This is a genomic window from Micromonospora sp. NPDC048040 (assembly GCF_055587185.1).
The window spans coordinates 49696-69425 of sequence record NZ_JBVJGT010000012.1 but is presented as its reverse complement, the minus strand read 5'-3'; the positions used below and the strand labels follow the sequence as shown (position 1 = coordinate 69425).

Sequence of the window (19730 nt, the reverse complement as noted above, 5' to 3'; positions counted from 1 at the left end):
GTCACAGGGTCAGCCCGCCGTCCACGCCGAGCACCTGGCCGGTGACGAAGGCGGCGGCCGGGGAGAGCAGGAACGCGACCACCTCGGCCACCTCCTCCGGCTCGCCGAGCCGGCGCAACGGCGTGGCGTCCACGCGGGCCCGACGGCCCGGCTCGTCGAGGTCGGCCAGCAGGTCGGTACGGATGAAGCCCGGCGCGACCGCGTTCACCCGGATCCCGGCCGGACCGAGTTCCTTCGCGGCGGCCCGGGTGAGCCCCTCGACGGCGGCCTTGCTGGCCGCGTAGACGGCCTGGCCGGCCGCTCCGGCCGAGCCGACCAGCGAGGCGGTGAGCACCACCGCCGGCCGGTCGCCCCGGCGCAACAGGCGCGACCCCTGTTGCAGCGTGTGCGCGGCACCGGCCGCGTTGACCGCGAACAGCCGGGTCACCGTCTCGTCCGGCACCGAGCCCAGCAGCCCCGCCTCGTGCACCCCGGCGTTGACGACCAGCGCGTCCAGCCCTCGCCACCGGGCGAATACGGTGCGCATCGCCGCCCGGATCTGGTCGGGCTCCGCCACGTCGCCGTGCACCGCGAGGTGCGGTCCGCCGGGCAGGTCGGCGGCCACCTCGTCGGCGGAGCCGGGCAGCCGGCCGTGCACCGCGACCGCGCAGCCCTGCGCGGCTAGCCGCCGGGCGACGGCGCGGCCGATCCCCCGGGTCGACCCGGTGACCAGGACCCGGCGGGCGGGCGCGTCCCGGCCGGCGCCCGGTCCGGACGCGGCGGCCGTGCCGGTGTCAGTCGGTGAGGACGACACCGTGCTTCTCCAGGATCTGCCGCGCGCGGTCGAAGGAACTGAGGTCGATCACTTCGTCGGTGTCCAGCATGACGCCGAACTCGTCCTCGATGGCGGCCACCAACGACATGTGCGCGAGCGAATCCCACTTCTCGATTCCGCGATATTCGAGATTGTCCACAACGGCGTCGTCGGAAAGCTCCAACGCCGCGCGGAAGACGACCCTCAGTCGCTGAAGTTCCACCGCGATTTCCTCCGTAACTGGTCCGCACGCCTCGACGTGCGGGCCGAGTGTAGCCGAGGCCGAAGGCCCCTCAACCTGGCCCTGAACTGGCGAAAAGTGTTTGCCTGCAAGGTGTTCCGCATTCACTCCAGACGCGGCGACCGTTCACCGAGGGGCGTCGGGGTGTTAACCCGCCGGGTCTAGCGTCTCGATCCGGTCGACCGGGCAAGGTCGCCGCGGAAACAACCACGACCACGGGAGCACCAATTGAGCGAGTTGAATGGGTCTTCCATTCTGATCACCGGCGGAACCGGCTCCTTCGGGAAGACGTTCCTCCGGCACGTCCTCACCGAGGCCGACCCGGCCCGGGTGGTGGTGTTCTCCCGCGACGAACTCAAGCAGTACGAGCTGCGCCAGCAGCTCGGCGACGACCCGCGGCTGCGCTGGTTCATCGGTGACGTCCGGGACCGGCACCGGCTGACCCGCGCGATGCACGGGGTGGACCACGTGGTGCACGCCGCCGCGCTCAAGCAGGTGGACACCGCCGAGTACAACCCGTCGGAGTTCATCGCCACCAACATCACCGGCTCCCAGCACGTCGTGGACGCGGCGATCGAGGCCGGCGTGAAGAAGGTCATCGCCCTCTCCACCGACAAGGCGTCCAGCCCGATCAACCTGTACGGCGCGACGAAGCTGGTCGGCGACAAGCTGTTCGTCTCGGCGAACCACTACGCCGCGCAGCACCCGACCCGGTTCGCGGTCGTCCGCTACGGCAACGTGGTCGGCAGCCGGGGTTCGGTGGTCCCGCTGTTCCGCCGGCTGGCCGCCGAGGGCAAGAGCCTGCCGGTCACCGACAAGCGGATGACCCGGTTCTGGATCACCCTCGACCAGGCGGTCCAGTTCGTCATGGACTCGTTCGACCAGATGCAGGGCGGCGAGCTGTTCGTCCCGCGGATTCCCAGCATGCGCATCCTCGACCTGGTCGAGGCGGTCGCCCCGGAGGCCACCACGCACGAGGTCGGCATCCGCCCCGGCGAGAAGCTGCACGAGGAGATGATCGCGCCGGACGACAGCCGCCGGACCCTGCGGGCGAAGGACCGCTACATCGTGCAGCCGACCATCGCCACCTGGGGCTACCAGCCGCCGGTCGGCTGCGAGCCGGTGCCGGACGGGTTCGCGTACCAGTCGGACAGCAACGACGAGTGGCTCAGCGTGGAGCACCTGCGCGACATGCTCGGCATCGCCGCATGACGGGGCTGCTCCCGTACGGCCGGCAGTCGGTGACCGAGGACGACGTCGCCGCCGTGGTCGCCGCCCTGCGCAGCGACTGGCTCACCACCGGCCCGCAGGTCGACGGGTTCGAGGCCGACCTGGCGGGGTGGACCGGCGGCGCCGGCTGCGCGGCGGTCTCCAACGGCACCGCGGCGCTGCACGTGGCGTACGCGGCGGCCGGGGTCGGCCCCGGCGACGAGGTGGTCGTGCCGCCCATGACGTTCGTGGCGACCGCCAGCAGCGCGGTCGCCCTCGGCGCGAAGATCGTCTTCGCCGACGTCGAGGACGAGACGTTCACCCTCGACCCGGCGGCGGTCGCCGCGGCGACGACCAGCCGGACCCGGGTGGTGTCCGCGGTCGACTACGCCGGCCACCCGGCCGACTACGACGCGCTGCGCGCCGCGACGGCCGGCACGGACGCGCTGCTGCTCGCCGACGCCGCCCACTCGATCGGCGCCACCTACCGGGGGCGGCCGGTCGGCTCGCTGGCCGACCTGACCACGTTCTCGTTCTTCCCGACGAAGAACCTCACCACCGCCGAGGGCGGCGCGGTCGCCGCCACCGACCCGCACCTGCTGAAGCGGGCGCGCCGGTTCCGCAACATCGGCCTGGTCCGGGAACGCGACGAGCAGCGCTGGCCGGACGAGGGCGGCTGGCACCAGGAGGTGCACGAGTTCGGGCTGAACTACCGGCTGCCCGACGTGCTCTGCGCGCTGGGCCGCAGCCAGTTGCGCCGGCTCGGCGACTTCCTGGCCCGCCGGGCCCGCCTGGTCGCCCGCTACGACGAGGCGCTGGCCGACCTGCCCGGCGTGCTGACCCCGGGCCGGCGGTCCTGGGCCGCCCCGGCGTGGCACCTCTACCCGATCCGGGTGCTCGACGGGCGCCGCCGCGAGGTGTACGACCGGATGCGCGCCGCCGGCATCGGGGTGCAGGTCAACTACATCCCCGTGCACTGGCACCCGGCCTTCGCCGACCTGGGCTACCGGCGCGGATCCTGCCCGGTGGCCGAGTCGTTCTACGAGCAGCAGCTGTCCCTGCCGCTGTTCCCGGACCTCACCGAGGCCGACCAGGACCGCGTCATCGACGCCCTCGGCACGGCGCTGCGCGCCGCCACGGCGCGTTCCGCCGCCTGAGGGGACCCGATGCACCACGCGAACCACTTCTACGGCCACGCCCACGTGCTGGCCCGCTACGCCGGGCTGGGCGACGGCCATCCGCCCCGGATCAACGGGTACGTCCAGCACGGCTGGAACATCGGCGACGGCCTCGCCCCCGGCCACCCGTACGCCGAGCGGACCCCGAGCCTGCTCTGGTCCGAGCAGACCCGGCGGCGGGCCTGGTCGGTGGGGCGGCGCAACGTCACCGTCATCGGGGCGCCCTTCGCGTACCTGCTGGCCATACGGCCGGAGGACCCGCCGGAGACGGAACGGGAGGGCACCATCTGGTACCCGTTCCACGGCTGGGAGGGTCAGCACGTACGGGGCGACCACCGGGATCTGATCGCCCGTATCCGCGACACCGAGCCCGGCCCGGTCACCGTCTGCCTCTACTGGCACGAGTACGGCATGCGCCGGGTGCGCCGGCTCTACGAGAACGCCGGCTTCCGGGTGATCTGCCACGGCTACCGCGGCCACTGGTGGAAGGACACCGACCCGCTCTTCCTCGACAAGCAGCTCACCGAGCTGCGCCGGCACCGGCGGGTGGCGTCGAACCGGCTGACCAGCGCCATCTTCTACGGCATCGCCGCCGGCTGCGAGCCGGCCGTGTACGGCGACCCGATGGTGCTCGCGGACGAGGACCCCACCTTCGGCGGGACCGCCCGGATCCGCCGCCAGTGGCCGGAGCTGCACGGCGAACAGGTGGACCTGCCCACCGCCGTCTCGATCGCCCGCGCCGAGCTGGGCACCGACCACCGCTGCACGCCGGCCGAGCTGCGCGAGCTGCTCGGGTGGGCGAACCTCCAGGAGGAGACGAGTGACGACTGAGACGGCACCCCGGATCGCGCTGCCGGGCGGGGAGATGCTGGCCTGGTCCGACCTGCCAGCGGAGCGACTGGCCGAGGGCGGGCCGCTGGCGGCGCTGGCCGCCCGCGTGGTGCCCGCCGGCGCGCGGGTGCTGCTGGCCGGGCCGCACGACCCCGCGCTGCTCGACCGGCTGGCGCACGCCGAGGTGACCTGCCTGCTGCGCAGCCACCCCGACGGCGTCGCCCTCGCCGAGCGCGCCGCGCACGTCGTGGTGGCCGGCCCGGCCGGGCTGCCGGCGGGCGAGCGGTTCGACGTGGTGATCGCCGGCGCCGGCCTGGACGCGGTCGAGTCGGTGGAGGGGACGCGGTTCGGCTGGGCCGGCGTGCTCGACCGGCTGACGGCGGCGCTGCGCCCCGGCGGCACGCTGCTGCTGCGCCTGGACAACCCGCTCGGCCTGCACCGGCTCGTCGCCACCTCCCCCTGGTACGCCGGGCGCGACGACTCCGCCTGGATGATCGGCGGGGTGCTCGACGCGGACCGCCCGGCCAACCTGGAGCAGTTGCGCGAGCGGCTGGGCTCCCGGGGGCTGCGCGCGGACGCCTGCTTCGCCGCGTACCCGCACCCGGCGGCGCCGACCGCGCTGGTCGACACGGGCGCGCTGGCGCGGCGGACCGCGTCCGGGTTCCTCGACGCGGCGCTGCACGGCGCGGGCTCCCGCGCCGTCGCCCGGGACACGGTGCTCCAGGACCCGGCCCGGCTCGCGGTCGACGCGCTGCACGCCGGCCGGGCGGGCGAGCTGGCGCCGGCCTGGCTGGTGCTCGCCCGCAAGTCCGACGACCCGGCCGCCCCGGACCCCGCGACCACGGCCCCGGCCGGCGCGGACCCGGCCGCCCGAGGGCGCGCCGACCTGCCCGTGGCGCTGGTGCAGACCGGGCCGCCCGGGGCCGGCATGGTCGAGGTGGTCGACGGCCCGGACGGCTGGCGGTGGCGGGCCGCCAAGGCGGAGACCCGGGGCGGGCCGGCGGCGGCGCCGTTCGCCAGCCGGCTGGCCGCGTACCGCGACCCGGGGGCGCTCACCGGGCCGGTGCCGGACGGGCGCCTGCTGCGCACCCTGCTGCTCGACGGCTGCCTGCGGCGGGACACGGACGCGCTGCGCCGGCTCCTGCGCGGGTACGCGCGCTGGCTCGCCGGGCAGGTCGACGCCGACGGCCGGCTCGCCGGCCCGTTCGGGCTGGCCAGCGTGGACAACGTCGTCGTGGCCGGGGACGCCTACGCGGTGCTCGACCCGAGCTGGCGGGCCGCCGAACCGCTCGCCGTCGACGTGGTGCTCGCCCGGAGCCTGTGGCGCTTCGCCGCCGAGCTGCTCACCGGCGGGTACGCCCACCCGTGGACGTCCACGCTGGACGTGGCGGGCCTGACCGTGGTGCTCGGCGGCGTCGCCGGCCACGACCTGGACCGGCCGACCGTCGCCGCGGCCGTGGAGGCCGAGGCGGCGATCGCCGCCGCCCTGCACGGGCTGGACGCCGACGGGCGCGTCGCCCTCGCCACCGAGCTGCGGGCCGTCGAGCCGACCGACCCACCGCTCGGCAGTCGCAGCTACCAGCAGTTGCGGGAGGCGTGGCTGCGCCAGCGCGAGGAACTGACCCGGCTGGCCGCGCTGCTCAAGTGGACCGAGGAACTGCTCACCTCGCGGGAGCGGGCGCTGCGCCGCGCCGACGCGACGATCCACCTGCTCAGCGGCTCGCTCAGCTACCGGGTGGGCCGGCTGGCCATCGCGCCGGCGCGGATCGCGAAGCGGGGCGCCCGGGCGGCCAAGCGCCGGGCCCGGCAGGCCCTCGCCCCGAAGCCGGAGGAGAATCAGTGACCGACACAGCGACCGCCGGCACCCCGACGGCGCCCGGCCCGACCGGCACCGTTTCCCGGTCGACGGCGGGCGAGACCGACACCGGGCACCGGCGGGCACCCGAACCGGCAGGAGCCCTCCAGCCACCCGAGGCGGCCGCGACCGGCACCGGCCCGCGGATCGTGGGCGTCGTGCAGGCCCGGATGGGCTCGTCCCGGCTGCCCGGCAAGGTGCTCCGGCCGCTCGCCGGGCGCAGCGTCCTCGGCCGGGTGGTGCGGGCCGCGCGGGAGAGCGGCGTCCTCGCCGACCTGGTGGTCGCCACCAGCACCGAGCCCGCCGACGACGCGGTGGTGGCCGAGTGCGACCGGCTGGGCGTAGCGTGGCACCGGGGCCCCGTCGACGACGTGCTCACCCGCTTCGTCGGCGCGCTGGACGCCCACCCGGGCGACGCGGTGATGCGCTTCACCGCCGACTGCCCGCTGCTCGACCCCGAGATCATCACGCTGGTCGCCGCGGTCTGGCGCGCGGTGCCCGGGCTCGACTACGCCAGCACGTCCATCGCCCGCACCCTCCCCCGGGGCCTGGACGTCGAAATCGTCCGGGCGGACACGCTGCGGACGCTGGACCGGCTCGCCACCGACCACCACCGGGTGCACGTGACCTCGTACGCGCACTCCCGTCCGGAGCTGTTCCGGGTGCTCGGGGTGACGCTCACCCCGGACCGGTCGGACCTGCGGCTCACGCTCGACACCGAGGCCGACTGGACCCTGGTGCGGGCGGTGGCCGACCATTTCGGGGACGTCAGCGTGCCGCTGGCCAAGCTCGCCGACTGGCTCGACGGGCAACCGGCGCTGCGCGCCGTCAACGCCGGCGTACGACAGAAACGGCTGGAGGAGTCCTGAGCACCGTACGCGTCGGACTGCGCTGCGACGCCGGGCCGCGGCGCGGCGTCGGGCACCTGGTCCGCTGTCTCGCCCTCGGCGAGGAGTTCCTCGCCCGGGGGGCCTCGGTCGAGGTGTTCGGCACCGTCGAGCGGGTCGGCTGGGCGGGCGCGCAACTTGCCGCCCGCGGCATCCCGCTGCACCCCGGCCCGGAGACCCCGCAGGAACTGGTGGCGACCGCGCGCCGGCACGAGTTGGACGTGCTGGTGCTCGACTCGTACGAGCTGGACCCGGCCGGCGCGGGCGCGCTGCGGGAGGCGGGCGTGCTGACCCTGGCCGTCGTCGACGGCGACACCCGGGGGCAGGACGCCGACCTCTACCTGGACCAGAACTTCGGCGCGGCGACCGTGGCGCCAGCCGGCCGGCTGCTCGCCGGCACCACGTACGCCCTGCTGCGGGACTCGGTGGTGGCCGCCCGGCCGGCGGCGCCCCGGCCCGCGACAGCGGTGGGCCGGCCCCGGGTGCTGGCGTTCTTCGGCGGCACCGACGCGGTCGGGGCGGCCCCGGTGCTGACCCGGGTGCTGCTGGCCACCGGGCACCCGATGGACCTCACCGTCGTGGTCGGCCGCCCCGAGGTGGAGGCGGAACTGGCGGCGGTGCCGCCGGGGCGGGGGCAGTCGCTGCGCCCGGTGCCGCCCACCGACGAGCTGCCCGCGCTGATCGGCGCGGCGGACCTGGTGGTCAGCGCGGCCGGCACGTCCACGTGGGAGCTGTGCTGCCTCGGCGCGCCGTCCGCGCTGGTCTGCGTGGTCGACAACCAACGTGAGTCGTACCAGCGGGTGGTCGCGCACGGTCTCGTCGCCGGCCTCGGCGAGCTGCCGGAGCTGGCCGCCGCCGGGGTGCCGGGGCGGGCGGCGCGGGCCGCCGCCGCCCGGACCCTCACCGGGCTGCTCGCCTCCCCGGAACGCCGCGCCGCCCTGTCCGCCCGCGCCTGGTCGACGGTGGACGGCCTGGGCCGGGGCCGGGTGGCCGACGCGGTGCTGGCCTCCCTCGCCGCCACGCCGGCCTGATCCCGGCGGAGAACCGCCGGAGTCAGACGAGGCGTCGGATGCGCACCCTGGGCTGCTCGTTGCGCAGGTGGCCCAGCTTGTGCTGGCGGACCTGCTCGTCCCAGACCTCCTGGTCGTAGTCCGGGTCGGGCGGAATCCACCTGTGGGAGCCGTCGCTGTAGTGGAACTTCTCGTCGCCCGGCCGCAGGATGCTCACCGGGTCCAGCCGAGGAACCGGTGGTGCAGGTGGCCTGCGGGAACGTGGGCCAGGTCCTGGGCGGCATCGACGAGTTGGGCGGCCAGGTAGAGGGCCAGCGACACCTGGGCGCGGTCGTACTCGGCCACCAGTTCCCGGCGGCGGGTCTGGCAGGGCCACTCGGTGCCGCAGCCGCCGCACGTCCAGGTCGGCACGATCGGACGATGGGTCGTCATCTCGGGCCGTTCTGGCGGGGCCAGTGACCACGGTTGATCGGGATGAGATGACGGCTCCGACATGGCAGGTCGCTTCCGCACCGGCAGAAGCGTCGCCATTGCCGCCCTGACCAGACCGGCCGATGGCGGCGCGCGAGGGTCAGCGCCACTGCCAGGACGTACTCGTCGTAAGAGACCCGCTTCATCGGCTCGCCTCTGCGGCTTCGGTCATGAGTCGCCCTGTTGAAGACATGGAAGGGATCACGGCCGCCTCCTCGTGTCGCAGGTGTCCGGAGGCGTGGATGCCCGATCGCGGGTGTGCGCTCAGGCATCCACGCCGGCGAGGACGGCCCACAGCGCCAACCGGGGGAATCGACCTCCTCGGCAACCTCCCATAGGTACCGTTGGGTAGTCAAGGGCTGACGTAGGTGGTCTACTCGTGTTGCCAACCGAGGGGAACACCGTGCCACCGCGTTACCGCTACGAGCAGATCGCCGACGACCTCGCCGAACGCATCGCATCCGGCGAGTTCCCGCCCGGCTCCAAGCTGCCCAGCCGGCGAGAGTTGATCGAGCATTACGGGGTCACCGAGCCGGTGATCGACCGCGCCATGCAGGTGCTACGGATCAAGGGGATGACCGAGACGCTGCCCGGCGTGGGCGTCTTCGTCGCCGAATAGCCGCCTACAGGCAGCAGGCAGGTAGCCTTCCTCATGAACAGGGTCGTCCAACAGGTCCTGCTCTACCGGACGCTCAAACGGTGGCGGATCTCGGTCTGGGGAACACCAGAAGCCGTCGGATGCGGCGACCTACCCGACACGCCACCAGACGCACCCATCGAGGCCGCCCAACAAGACCTCCTCGAACACCTCCGCCGGCACTGGAACTACACAGGCCAGCTGCCCTGGCGCGAAGAAAGACCAGACTGGTGGGTCGCGACGCCCACCATCAACTGAACCCGAAATCGTCGACCTGAGTGCTTCATCCGTAGGCGTACTCGTCCACGTCCAGTTCCGCTCCCGTCAGCCGAAGGAACTCCAGTGCTCGGCCGTCGAGATGCCAGCCCAATAGTTGATGTTGCCCAGGGAGCTTCTGCCAGCCTTCGACCGGGCTGCTCAGGTCTTCCTCCTCACCGTCCGGGTGTTCGAACACCCGGACGACTTGCAGCGTGCTCGCACACGACGTCCCGTCGAGCCGCCCCAACTCGTCAGCAAGTGCGCCAATGCGTTCGGCGTTGTCGAACAGGCGGTCCACAATCCGTGCGACCTGTTCGTCGACGGTCAATCCGGGCTTGCGGCAAGCGACCTTCCAGCGATGCATGGCGGGTATTACCGGCTCTTCCCGACGGCTGCCGCGAACGAGCACCTCATCGGGCTCGATGCCGAGCCGGGCGGTGATCTGGACTGCCGACACCTGTGTCGAACTCAAGGCAAAGTACGTGTACTGGGAGATGAGCACGTCGACACCCTAGCCACGGCCGCCGTCAGGGCAGGAGTTCGAGGGTGATGCGGGAGCGCAGCTCCGGGCGCTCGGCGAGGAGCCGCTCGACGACCGCCGCCGCCTCCGGCCCGGTGGCGAGGAAGCGGATCGGCCGCCGCTCCTGCTCGACCAGGGCCGCCGAGCGGGCCGGCTCGGACAGCGGCAGGTTGTAGAACGCGGGCGCGGAGGCGCCGTGGGTGCCCTGGAGGGTGGCGAGGAAGAGCGTCTCCAGGTAGCCCTCCCGCCGGTGCTCGCTGACCACGACCGTGACCTCGCCGTCGCGTACCGGCGCGTGGGCCAGCGCGCGCATGGTCACGTCGGCCTGCCTCGGCCGGTCCAGCAGGCCCGACCACCAGGCCGCCGCCCAGGTGGTGGTCCGGGCGCCGAACGGCTGGGCGAAGATCCCGCCGCCGCGCGCCAGGCCGGCCGCTCCGGCCGTCGCCGCCACCAGCGACAGCGCCACGAGCGCCCGGGCGACCGCGCCGGACCGGCCCGGGTGCCGCCGCGCGCGCCACGGCACCGGCCGCAGCAGGAACACCGCGCCCACCCCGACGAACAGGACCACCAGCAGCAGGTGCAGGGTCTTGCCGTAGTAGTAACGCGGGTCGGTGCCCTGCACAGCGAACCAGGCACGGAAGCCGGCCGCGAAGACCAGCGCCACGGCCAGGGCGCCCGCGTACCGGCGCCACACCGGCAGCCGCAGGCCGCCGGCGAGCAGACCCGCGGCGACCACGCCGGTCAGCGCCAGGTAGGCGTCGTAGCGCGGGAAGACGCCGCCACCGGTGGCGGCGTTGTCGACCTGGTCGGTGAAGAGCAGGCCCGCCACGCTCGGCAGCGGCGTGAGCACGGCCGTGGCCAGGGCCACCACGCCGGCCAGCCAGGGCCGCCGGCGCACCGCCCGCCGGTGCCGGACCAGCCAGGCCAGCACCAGCGCCCCGACCACCGGCAGGAACATCAGGTACGCGAACCCCACCCCGACGCAGAGCGCCCCGAGCAGGCAGAGCTGGGTGCCGGTGTGGGCCACCGGGCGGCACACCAGCGCGACCAGGATCGCGGTCAGCGCCAGGCCGAGGCTCTCCCCCGGGTAGCCGTACACCACGAAGCGGGCCAGCTCCGAGCCCAGGGCGAGCGCGGTGACCGCGCCGGCCAGGGCGGCGGCGCGCAGCGGGTCGAGCAGTCGGCCGGCGATCCGCGCGGCGGCCCAGAGCACCGCGAGCACCAGCAGGGCGTACGCGGCCAGCGACCAGCCGAGGTAGTGGTCCAGGGTGCTCGTCGCCGAGCCGGGCGCGGTCGAGGAACGCAGGAAGCCGTCCAGCAGCGCGGCCGTCACGTGGAAGCCCTGCGGGTACCAGACCATCGCCTCGGGCGCGATCCGGGCCGCGCCGTCCGGGTCGCTGAACAGGTAGCCGCCGACCGCCCGGATGCCCTCCACGGCGGCCAGGTGCCGGCTGTTGTCCTCGCCCGTCATCGCGTACGCGAGCCGGCCGGCCAGTCCGTCGGCGCGCAGGTAGGGCCAGGCCAGGGCCAGGGTCGCCAACGCCGCCGCGACGACCGGCGCCGCGTCGGCCGCCACCGGGCGGGGCAGGCGCGGCCGGACCCCGGTGACCAGGGCGAGGCCGAGCAGCGCGGTCAGCGCCGTGCCGGCCACCGGGACCGGGTGCAGGCCCCACGGCCAGACCGAGAAGAGCAGGGCGGCGGCGCAGAGCGCCCCGAGCAGCAGCGCCGTCGCCAGCACCAGCCGGTCCAGCAGGGTGCGCCCGACCCGCAGCAGCGCGGCCGTCAGCACGAGCACGAGCGGCGGGAGCACGGCGGCCACGCCCAGCGCGTACGCCAGCACCGGGACGACCCAGGCGGCGGCGAGCCAACCGACGGCGACCACGGCTCGGCGGGCCGGGCGGACAGGGGTCGCCTGCGGCGGGGCCGCCGGGCGCGGCGCCACCGGCACGCGGGTGGAACTGCTCTGCACTGGTCGTCTCCTCGGCGCGCGGCCCGCCCGGGCCCGGACGGAGCCGCCTCACGGTAGGGGCGGCCCGCCGACGCCGGGCGACGCCGACGTGTGCGCCAGGTGACGGGCGGGCGACGAGATCCCCCGCGTCGTACACCTGTGCCAACCGGGCCGGTACGCTGGGCGGATGACCGGGGCCGCGTACCAGCCGTCGATGCTGGACCTGACCGACGCGGGGCCGTCGCTGGGGCCGCTGGCCGGCCGGCTGCGCCGGCACCCGCTCGCCCGGGGCGCGTGGGTCGACCACCTTCCCGGCTGGGTCGCCGGCTCCGACCAGGTCTTCGACACGCTGCTGCGGGACGTGCCGTGGCGGGCCGAGCGCCGCACGATGTACGACGCCGAGGTCGACGTGCCGCGGCTGCTCTGCTGGTATTCCGGCCACCGGCCGCTGCCGCACCCGCTGCTCACGCAGGCGCGCGCCGCGCTCACCCGGCACTACGCCCCCGAGCTCGGCGAGCCCTTCGTCACCGCCGGCATGTGCCTCTACCGCTCCGGCCGGGACAGCGTCGCCTGGCACGGCGACACCCAGGGCCGCTCCGCGCACACCGACACGATGGTCGCCATCGTCTCGTTCGGCTCGCCGCGCACGCTGCTGCTGCGGCCCCGGGGCGGCGGCGACAGCCTGCGCTTCCCGCTCGGGCACGGCGACCTCGTGGTGATGGGCGGCTCCTGCCAGCGCACCTGGGAGCACGCGGTACCGAAGACGGCCCGCCCCGTCGGGCCCCGGGTCAGCGTCCAGTTTCGACCCGCCGGCGTCGCCTGAGCCGCCCTCGGGTCCGGTCAGTGCACCCACCGTCACCGGTCACCGTGTTAGCTTGACCACTCAATCACTCTCCGCTGTCTCCTGGAGCTTTCCGTGCTCGTTGGACGCCCGGCCACACGGCGGGCCGGCGCTCGTTCCCTCCCCGCCCTGTTGCGTCGCCACGTCGGGTTCTTCGTCGTGCTCGCCGCCGGGCTCGCGCTGCGAATCACGACGATGGCGGCGTACCCGCCCGCGCTGTGGTTCCAGGGCGACTCCGGCACGTACCTCCGGCTCTCCGCACAGTGGCCGGACATGCCGGCCCGGTGGACGTACCCGTGGCTGCTCAGGGCCTTCGAGTGGACCGGCACGGTCGCCTCCGTGGTGGCCGTGCAGCACCTCGCCGGGCTCGCCCTGGGCGTCGCGGCCTACCTGCTGCTGCGCCGCCTGGGCGTCGGCCCGTGGCCGGCCACGCTCGCCGCGACGCCGGTCCTGCTCGACGCCACCCAGCTCACGCTGGAGCAGTATCTGCTCACCGAGACGCTGTTCACCACCGCGCTGGCCCTCGCGGCGCTGCTGCTGGTCCGCCGGGAACGGCCCGGGACGCTCGCCGCCCTGGGCGCGGGCGTCGCCGTCGCGCTGGGCATGGCGACCCGACCCACCGGCGTGGTCGCCCTCGGCGCCCTGCTGCTGTTCCTCCTCGTGCCGTGGCGCGGCTGGCGGGCGCCCACCGCGTACCTGCTCGGCGTCGTCGTGTTCTTCGGTGCCGCCTTCGCCGGCATCGGCACCGTGAAGGGCGCGCTGGGGCTGGAGGGCGGGAAGTTCCTCTACGGACGGACCGCGCAGATCGCCGACTGCGACCGGCTGGAGCTGCGGCCGGGGCTGCGCAAGCTCTGCCCGGCGCAGCCGCTGGGCCAGCGCCCCGCCCGGCCCGACTGGTTCATCTGGAACCGGGACAGCCCCATCCGCCAGGCCGAACGCCCCGAGGACCTCGACGAGTTCGCCCGGGAGGTGCTCCGCCAGCAGCCCGGCGACTACCTGGCCGCCGTGGCGTCGGACACCGCGCGCTACTTCTGGCCGACCCCACTCGCGCCGACCGAGTCGTGCCTGGCCAACTGGTGGCGACCGCAGCCCGCGCCGACCGACTGGGCGGCCGACTACGACTGCGTGCCGCGCACCGCCGGCCCCGGGTACGAGTGGAGACCGGCGCCGTCGCGGGACGTCGAGCCGAACGCGGCCAGCCGCTTCCTGCACGGCTACGGCCGGTACGGGGTCACCCCGCCGCCGGTCCTGGCCGCCATGCTGCTGATCGCGCTGGTCGGGGCGGTGTGGCCGCGCCGGGGCCGGCTGCGGCTGAGCCTGGTCGCCCTGCTGTACGCCGGCATCGGCCTCGGGATCATGGTCTTCTCGGTGGCCACGTCGATGTTCGACCACCGCTACGGCCTACCGGCCCTGGCGTTCCTCCCGATCGCCGCCGCTGTCGGCTGGCAGCGGCTGCGCTCGACACCCCATCCGACGGATCGGCCCGCGTCGGCCGACGGCGAGCCGGTCGGGCGCCCGCTGGCCGACGGCGATCCGGTCGGGCTCATCTCGGCTGACGGCGAGCCGGACCGGCTCGCGCCCACCACGGCAGAAAGCAACGGGGATCATGACGAACGAACCGGAGATCGAGGTCACGGTGCTGCTGCCGTGCCTCAACGAGGCTGAGACGCTGGAGGTCTGCGTCCGCAAGGCGCTGCGCTCGCTGCGGGAGTGCGGGGTCGTCGGGGAGGTGCTGGTCTCCGACAACGGGTCCACCGACGGGTCGCAGGAGATCGCCGAGCGGGCCGGCGCCCGGGTGGTGCACGCCCCGATCCGCGGCTACGGCGGCGCCCTGCTCAACGGCATCGACCAGGCGCGCGGCCGGTACGTCATCATGGCCGACGCCGACGACTCGTACGCGCTGGCCGACCTCGGCCCGTTCGTCGAGGCGCTGCGCGCCGGGCACGACGTGGTGATGGGCAACCGGTTCCGGGGCGGCATCGCATCGGGCGCCATGCCGCCCCTGCACCGCTACCTGGGCAACCCGGTCCTGAGCTGGCTCGGCCGGCGGCTGTTCGGGCTGCGCGAGGTCCGGGACTTCCACTGCGGCATGCGCGGCTTCAACGCCGAGCGGATCCGCGCGCTCGGGCTGTGCATGCCGGGCATGGAGTTCGCCTCCGAGCTGGTGGTGCGCGCCGCGCTGGCCGGGTACGACATCGTCGAGGTGCCGACCACCCTGTCGCCGGACGGCCGGTCCCGCCCGCCGCACCTGCGGACCTGGCGGGACGGCTGGCGGCACCTGCGGTTCCTGCTGGTGTTCGCGCCGCGCAAGACCCTCGTCCGGCCGGGCGCCGCGCTGGCCGCGCTCGGGCTGGCCGGCGTGGGGGCGCTCACCCCGGGCCCGCTGACCCTCGGCCCGGTCCGGCTCGACGTCAGCACGTTGGTGTACGCCTGCCTGATGGTGCTCGTCGGGGTGCAGCTCGTGCTCTTCGGTGGCCTCGCGGAGATCTACGGCCGGCAGGAGGCACTCGTCCCGCGGCGCGCGTCGGACCGCTGGATCCGCCTCCTGCGGCTGGAGACCAGCGTCACCGTCGGCCTGCTGCTGCTCGTCGCCGGTGTCGCCGGCACCGTCGGGGCGGTCGCCTACTGGGGGCTGGACGGGTTCGGCGACCTGAACCCGCACGACACCCTGCGGGTGGTGCTCCCCTCGGCCACCGCGATCGCGCTCGGCGTGGTCGTGCTCTTCTCGGGCCTGGTGGGCAGCCTGCTCACGCTCCGCCCCACGATTCCGGCACCGGCGATCGTCCGCCAGTCCGGCCCCGATCACGACCGGGTCCTCACCGGCAGATAACCCCGCCGCGCGCCCACCCCCGCCCCGATCCCCGCCCGCCGATCTTGCACTTTCCGCCCGACGAAAGGGGCATCGTGTGCGGGACAGGGCATCAGGTGCGGGACCGATCGTGCCTGGTGGCCGGGGTGGCGGGTGGGGCGAGGCGGCGCTCTGCTAGAAACGACTCCTGGGTTTCGTCAGCGCCCCCGTCACCTCTTGACGACGCGAAGGGCGACGCATGACCAAGTCCTCCACCGAGCCGCGCTCCCGCTGGTCCGCCTGGGCGGTCCACGGCGACGGCCGGTCCATCCGCCCCGGCGACGTGGTCCACCCCGACGAACGGCTGTCCTGGCCGCGCACGCTCGGCGTCGGCGTGCAGCACGTCGTGGCCATGTTCGGCGCCACCTTCACGGTGCCGCTGATCACCGGTTTCCCGCCGGCGACCACCCTCTTCTTCTCCGGGCTCGGCACGCTGCTGTTCCTGCTGATCACCGGCAACCGGCTGCCCTCGTACCTCGGCTCGTCGTTCGCCTTCATCGCGCCGGTGCTGGCCGCGAAGGCCGGCGGGGACATCGGCCCGGCCCTGGGCGGCATCGTCGTGGCCGGCGTCGCGCTGGCCGCCGTCGGGCTGGTCGTGCAGCTCGCCGGGTCGCGCTGGATCGACGCGCTGATGCCGCCGGTCGTCACCGGGGCGATCGTCGCGCTGATCGGCCTGAACCTCGCCCCGGTCGCGTGGGACGGCGGCGGCAGCGGCACCGGGGTGAAGGCGCAGCCCCTGATCGCGGTGGTGACCCTGGCCGCGATCCTGCTCGCCACGGTCGCCTTCCGGGGCTTCCTGGCCCGGCTGTCCATCCTGCTGGGTGTGCTGGTCGGCTGGCTGCTCGCCGCCGCGCTCGGCGACCTGGACCCGAAGGCGGTCGACGGGCTGCGGGACGCCGCCTGGGTCGGCCTGCCGGAGTTCCACGCGCCGAGCTTCAGCCTGCGCGCGGTGGTGCTGGTGATCCCGGTGATCCTGGTGCTGATCGCCGAGAACGCCGGGCACGTCAAGGCGGTCGCCGCGATGACCGGCCGCAACCTGGACCGGGACATGGGCCGGGCGTTCCTGGGCGACGGGCTGGCCACCGTGCTCGCCGGCTCCGGCGGCGGCTCAGGCACCACCACGTACGCGGAGAACATCGGCGTGATGGCCGCGACCCGGGTCTACTCCACCGCCGCGTACTGGGTGGCCGGCGTGGCGGCGGTGTTGCTGGGGCTCAGCCCGAAGTTCGGCGCGCTGATCCTCACCGTGCCGGCCGGCGTGCTCGGCGGTGCCACCACCGCGCTCTACGGCCTCATCGCGATCCTCGGCGCCCGGATCTGGATCGAGAACCGGGTGAACTTCCACGACCCGGTGAACCTGATGACGGCGGCGGTCGCGGTGATCGTCGGCGCGGCCAACTACACCCTCACCGCCGGCGACCTCTCCTTCAACGGCATCGCCCTGGGCACCGCCGCCGCCCTGGTCGTCTACCACGGCATGCGCCTGGTGGCCCACCTCCGCGGCACCACCCCCACCCCCACCCCCAGGCCATAGCCCGTTGATCATGAAGTTGTTGTCCTCGACACCGCCCGGCGTGTCGCGGCAACAACTTCATGATCGACGCGGGGAGTGGGCGGGAGGGTGGACGGTCGAGGGGACGGGTGCGTCAGCAGCCGTCCCCTCGACCGTCCGGGGGTCAGTCGCGTTCGACCTGGTGGCCGACGACGGTCGGGCCGAGCATGACGGCGAAGCCGGAGCCGTCGCGGCGCGGGTCGGCCGCCGGCAGCTCCACCGGCTCGCCGGTGGCGGTCGCGCCCACCGGACGCGACCCGACCCAGGCGACCACCACGTCGGTCTCACCCTTGAGGAAGCGATGGGCGCGCACCCCGCCGGTCGCCCGCCCCTTCGCCGGGTACGCCTGGAACGGCGTCACCTTCACCGTGGCTCCCGTGGAGGTGACCACCATCGGCTCGCCGTGACCCGGGTCGTCGGTGCGGACCGCGCCGAAGAAGACCACCCGGGCGCCGGCCGGCAGGTTGATGCCCGCCATGCCGCCGCCCTTGACACCCTGCGGACGGACCAGCCCGGCGGCGAAGCGCAGCAGCGACGCTTCCGAGGTGACGAAGGTGAGCGTCTCCGCCCCGTCGGTGAGCCAGGTCGCCCCGACCACCTCGTCGCCCTCACGCAGGCCGATCACCTCGAACTCGTCGGAGCGGACGGGCCACTCCGGCGCGCAGACCTTGACCACGCCCTGCCGGGTGCCCAGCGCCAGCCCCGGTGAGCCCTCGGCCGTCGGCCCCAGCGGCGCCAGCCCGACCACCGTCTCCCCCGGCTCCAGCGGCACCAGCTCGGCGGCCGCCATCCCGCCGCGCAGCGACACCGTCCCGGCCTGCTCGGGCAGCACCGGCAGCGGCAGCACGTCGACCTTGAACGCGCGGCCGGCGCTGGTCACCAGCAGCACCCGCCCCCGGGCGGTGGAGTGGACGATGGCGCGTACGGCGTCGTGCTTGACGCGGCCGTGCCGCCGGCGCCCCTCGGACGCCTCCTCCGACTCCGCCGCGGTCCGGGCGACCAGCCCGGTCGCGGACAGGATCACCTGGCACGGATCGTCGGCGACCTCCAGCGGGCCGGCCGGCACGGACGCGGCCAGCACCTCCTTGAGGTCGCCGTCGACCAGCGTGGTGCGGCGCGGGGCGCCGAACTGCTTCACCACCGCCGCCAGCTCGTCCGAGACGACCTTCTTCAGCACCTTCGGGTCGTCGAGGATCGTGGAGAGCTGGGCGATCTCCGTGCGGAGCTTCTCCTGCTCGGCCTCCAGCTCGATCCGGTCGTACTTGGTCAGCCGGCGCAGCGGAGTGTCCAGGATGTAGGTGGCCTGGATCTCGGAGAGCCTGAACTTCTGCATCAGGCCGTCCTTGGCCGCCTGGGCGTCCTCGCTGGCCCGGATCAGCTTGACCACCTTGTCGATGTCGAGCAGGGCGATCAGCAGACCGTCGACCAGGTGCAGCCGCTCCTCGCGCTTGCGGCGGCGGTAGGAGCTGCGCCGGGTGACCACCTCGTAGCGGTGGGCCAGGAAGACCTCCAGCAGCGCCTTCAGCCCGAGGGTCTGCGGCTGCCCGTCGACCAGCACCAGGTTGTTGACGCCGAACGACTGCTCCAGCGGGGTGAGCCGGTAGAGGTCGGCGAGCAGGGCCTGCGGGTTGACGCCGACCTTGCACTCGATGACCAGGCGGGTGCCACTCTCCCGGTCGGTGAGGTCCTTGACGTCGGCGATGCCGGTGAGCCGCTTGGTCTTGTTGACCTCGTTGGTGATCGCGGCGATGACCTTCTCCGCGCCGACGCCGTACGGCAGCTCGACGACCGTGATCGCCTGCCGGCCCCGGCTGCCCTCCAGCGGGCCGATCTCCACCCGGCCCCGCATGCGGACCACGCCGCGCCCGGTCTCGTAGGCCCGGCGCACCTCGTCGAGCCCGAGCAGCAGGCCACCGGTGGGCAGATCGGGCCCGGGGACGAACTCCATGAGCTTGTCCAGCGTGGCGTCCGGGTGGTTGATCAGCCAGCGGGCGGCGGAGACCACCTCGCCGAGGTTGTGCGGGATCATGTTCGTCGCCATGCCGACCGCGATCCCGGACGCCCCGTTGACCAGCAGGTTGGGGAAGGCCGCCGGCAGCACGGTGGGCTGGGTCAGGGAGCCGTCGTAGTTGGGCTCCACGTCGACCGTGTCCTCGCCCAGCTCGCCGACGAGCAGCATCGCCTCCCGCGACATCCGGGCCTCGGTGTAGCGCGCCGCCGCCGGCCCGTCGTCCGGGCTGCCGAAGTTGCCGTGCCCGTCGATGAGCGGAGCGTTGAGCGAGAAGTCCTGGGCGAGCCGGACCATCGCGTCGTAGATCGCGGTGTCGCCGTGCGGGTGGTACTTGCCCATCACGTCGCCGACGATGCGGGCGGACTTCACGTGCCCCCGGTCGGGGCGGTGCCCCTGCTCGTACATCGACCAGAGGATGCGCCGGTGCACCGGCTTGAGGCCGTCGCGGGCGTCGGGCAGAGCCCGCGAGTGGATCACCGAGAAGGCGTACTCCAGGTAGGAGTCGGAGACCTCGGTGACCAGCGGGTTGTCGAAGACCCGCGCGCCGGCCTGGTCGAAGGCGGACAGGTCCACCTTGGCGCGGTCGTCCTTGCGGCGTGCCATCGGTCAGCTCTCTTCCGGACGGGTGGTGGCGGGCCTG

18 protein-coding genes are annotated in these 19730 nt (G+C 74.2%); 11 read left to right on the top strand and 7 right to left on the bottom strand.

Translation table 11 applies throughout. From position 1 onward, the window contains the following. Nucleotide 1: 1 nt before the first annotated feature. Both ACZ6O2_RS15035 and ACZ6O2_RS15030 read right to left on the bottom strand, forming a co-directional pair. A complete protein-coding gene (locus tag ACZ6O2_RS15035) occupies nucleotides 2-793 on the bottom strand; it encodes an SDR family NAD(P)-dependent oxidoreductase (protein ID WP_466023227.1) in 792 nt (263 codons plus the stop codon). Beyond that, on the bottom strand, nucleotides 774-1016 hold the full coding sequence (locus ACZ6O2_RS15030; RefSeq protein ID WP_350706543.1) for an acyl carrier protein: 243 nt from the start codon (nucleotides 1014-1016) through the stop codon (nucleotides 774-776). The genes ACZ6O2_RS15035 and ACZ6O2_RS15030 overlap by 20 nt, the downstream gene beginning before the upstream one ends. A 246-nt stretch (nucleotides 1017-1262) precedes the next feature. Between ACZ6O2_RS15030 and pseB the strand changes: the two genes are divergently transcribed. From pseB to ACZ6O2_RS15000, 6 genes are all read left to right on the top strand, one after another. Next, nucleotides 1263-2246: a UDP-N-acetylglucosamine 4,6-dehydratase (inverting) gene (gene pseB / locus ACZ6O2_RS15025; RefSeq protein ID WP_350706545.1), complete on the top strand. Its 984-nt coding sequence runs from the start codon at nucleotides 1263-1265 to the stop codon at nucleotides 2244-2246. Beyond that, complete coding sequence (locus ACZ6O2_RS15020; RefSeq protein WP_350706547.1) at nucleotides 2243-3400, top strand: DegT/DnrJ/EryC1/StrS family aminotransferase; 1158 nt, start codon at nucleotides 2243-2245, stop codon at nucleotides 3398-3400. Before pseB ends, ACZ6O2_RS15020 begins: the two co-directional genes overlap by 4 nt. Nucleotides 3401-3409: 9 nt before the next feature. Further along, nucleotides 3410-4252: a hypothetical protein gene (locus ACZ6O2_RS15015; protein ID WP_466023226.1), complete on the top strand. Its 843-nt coding sequence runs from the start codon at nucleotides 3410-3412 to the stop codon at nucleotides 4250-4252. Further along, nucleotides 4242-6095 (top strand): methyltransferase domain-containing protein, encoded by a 1854-nt coding sequence (locus ACZ6O2_RS15010; protein ID WP_466023225.1) that lies wholly within the window; start codon nucleotides 4242-4244, stop codon nucleotides 6093-6095. Before ACZ6O2_RS15015 ends, ACZ6O2_RS15010 begins: the two co-directional genes overlap by 11 nt. Nucleotides 6096-6253: 158 nt before the next feature. Then, complete coding sequence (locus ACZ6O2_RS15005) at nucleotides 6254-6976, top strand: cytidylyltransferase domain-containing protein (RefSeq protein ID WP_466023277.1); 723 nt, start codon at nucleotides 6254-6256, stop codon at nucleotides 6974-6976. Continuing rightward, nucleotides 6973-8025: a PseG/SpsG family protein gene (locus ACZ6O2_RS15000; RefSeq protein ID WP_466023276.1), complete on the top strand. Its 1053-nt coding sequence runs from the start codon at nucleotides 6973-6975 to the stop codon at nucleotides 8023-8025. The genes ACZ6O2_RS15005 and ACZ6O2_RS15000 overlap by 4 nt, the downstream gene beginning before the upstream one ends. A gap of 22 nt (nucleotides 8026-8047) precedes the next feature. On the opposite strand, the gene ACZ6O2_RS14995 is transcribed toward ACZ6O2_RS15000, so the two are convergent. Together ACZ6O2_RS14995 and ACZ6O2_RS14990 are read right to left on the bottom strand one after the other, a co-directional pair. Beyond that, nucleotides 8048-8221, bottom strand: a complete 174-nt coding sequence (locus ACZ6O2_RS14995) for a hypothetical protein (protein ID WP_350686106.1) — start codon at nucleotides 8219-8221, stop codon at nucleotides 8048-8050. Next, nucleotides 8218-8415 (bottom strand): flavin reductase, encoded by a 198-nt coding sequence (locus tag ACZ6O2_RS14990; RefSeq protein WP_466023224.1) that lies wholly within the window; start codon nucleotides 8413-8415, stop codon nucleotides 8218-8220. The genes ACZ6O2_RS14995 and ACZ6O2_RS14990 overlap by 4 nt, the downstream gene beginning before the upstream one ends. A 439-nt stretch (nucleotides 8416-8854) precedes the next feature. Between ACZ6O2_RS14990 and ACZ6O2_RS14985 the strand changes: the two genes are divergently transcribed. Beyond that, nucleotides 8855-9094, top strand: a complete 240-nt coding sequence (locus ACZ6O2_RS14985; protein WP_013476970.1) for a winged helix-turn-helix domain-containing protein — start codon at nucleotides 8855-8857, stop codon at nucleotides 9092-9094. 301 nt (nucleotides 9095-9395) lie between these two features. Here ACZ6O2_RS14985 and ACZ6O2_RS14980 read toward each other — a convergent pair whose 3' ends face one another. Continuing rightward, the gene (locus ACZ6O2_RS14980) at nucleotides 9396-9872 is read right to left on the bottom strand and encodes a DUF4279 domain-containing protein (protein ID WP_466023223.1); all 477 of its coding nucleotides are present in this window, start codon (nucleotides 9870-9872) and stop codon (nucleotides 9396-9398) included. A 25-nt stretch (nucleotides 9873-9897) separates the two neighbouring features. Then, entirely contained in the window at nucleotides 9898-11859 is a 1962-nt protein-coding gene (locus ACZ6O2_RS14975; RefSeq protein WP_466023222.1) for a hypothetical protein, read from the bottom strand. Nucleotides 11860-12025: 166 nt separating this feature from the next. Here ACZ6O2_RS14975 and ACZ6O2_RS14970 point away from each other — a divergent pair, with 166 nt between their 5' ends. The 4 genes from ACZ6O2_RS14970 to ACZ6O2_RS14955 all read left to right on the top strand — a co-directional run bounded on the left by ACZ6O2_RS14970 (nucleotide 12026) and on the right by ACZ6O2_RS14955 (nucleotide 17061). Next, on the top strand, nucleotides 12026-12661 hold the full coding sequence (locus tag ACZ6O2_RS14970) for an alpha-ketoglutarate-dependent dioxygenase AlkB (protein ID WP_350706562.1): 636 nt from the start codon (nucleotides 12026-12028) through the stop codon (nucleotides 12659-12661). 93 nt (nucleotides 12662-12754) lie between these two features. Beyond that, nucleotides 12755-14344 carry a glycosyltransferase family 39 protein gene (locus ACZ6O2_RS14965; protein ID WP_466023221.1) on the top strand — a complete coding sequence of 530 codons (1590 nt, stop codon included), beginning with the start codon at nucleotides 12755-12757 and terminating at the stop codon, nucleotides 14342-14344. Then, the gene (locus tag ACZ6O2_RS14960; protein ID WP_466023220.1) at nucleotides 14286-15509 is read left to right on the top strand and encodes a glycosyltransferase family 2 protein; all 1224 of its coding nucleotides are present in this window, start codon (nucleotides 14286-14288) and stop codon (nucleotides 15507-15509) included. The genes ACZ6O2_RS14965 and ACZ6O2_RS14960 overlap by 59 nt, the downstream gene beginning before the upstream one ends. Before the next feature lie 217 nt (nucleotides 15510-15726). Continuing rightward, on the top strand, nucleotides 15727-17061 hold the full coding sequence (locus tag ACZ6O2_RS14955) for a uracil-xanthine permease family protein (RefSeq protein ID WP_466023219.1): 1335 nt from the start codon (nucleotides 15727-15729) through the stop codon (nucleotides 17059-17061). 142 nt (nucleotides 17062-17203) lie between these two features. Here ACZ6O2_RS14955 and ACZ6O2_RS14950 read toward each other — a convergent pair whose 3' ends face one another. Beyond that, complete coding sequence (locus tag ACZ6O2_RS14950; protein WP_466023218.1) at nucleotides 17204-19693, bottom strand: DNA gyrase/topoisomerase IV subunit A; 2490 nt, start codon at nucleotides 19691-19693, stop codon at nucleotides 17204-17206. Nucleotides 19694-19730: the final 37 nt, after the last annotated feature.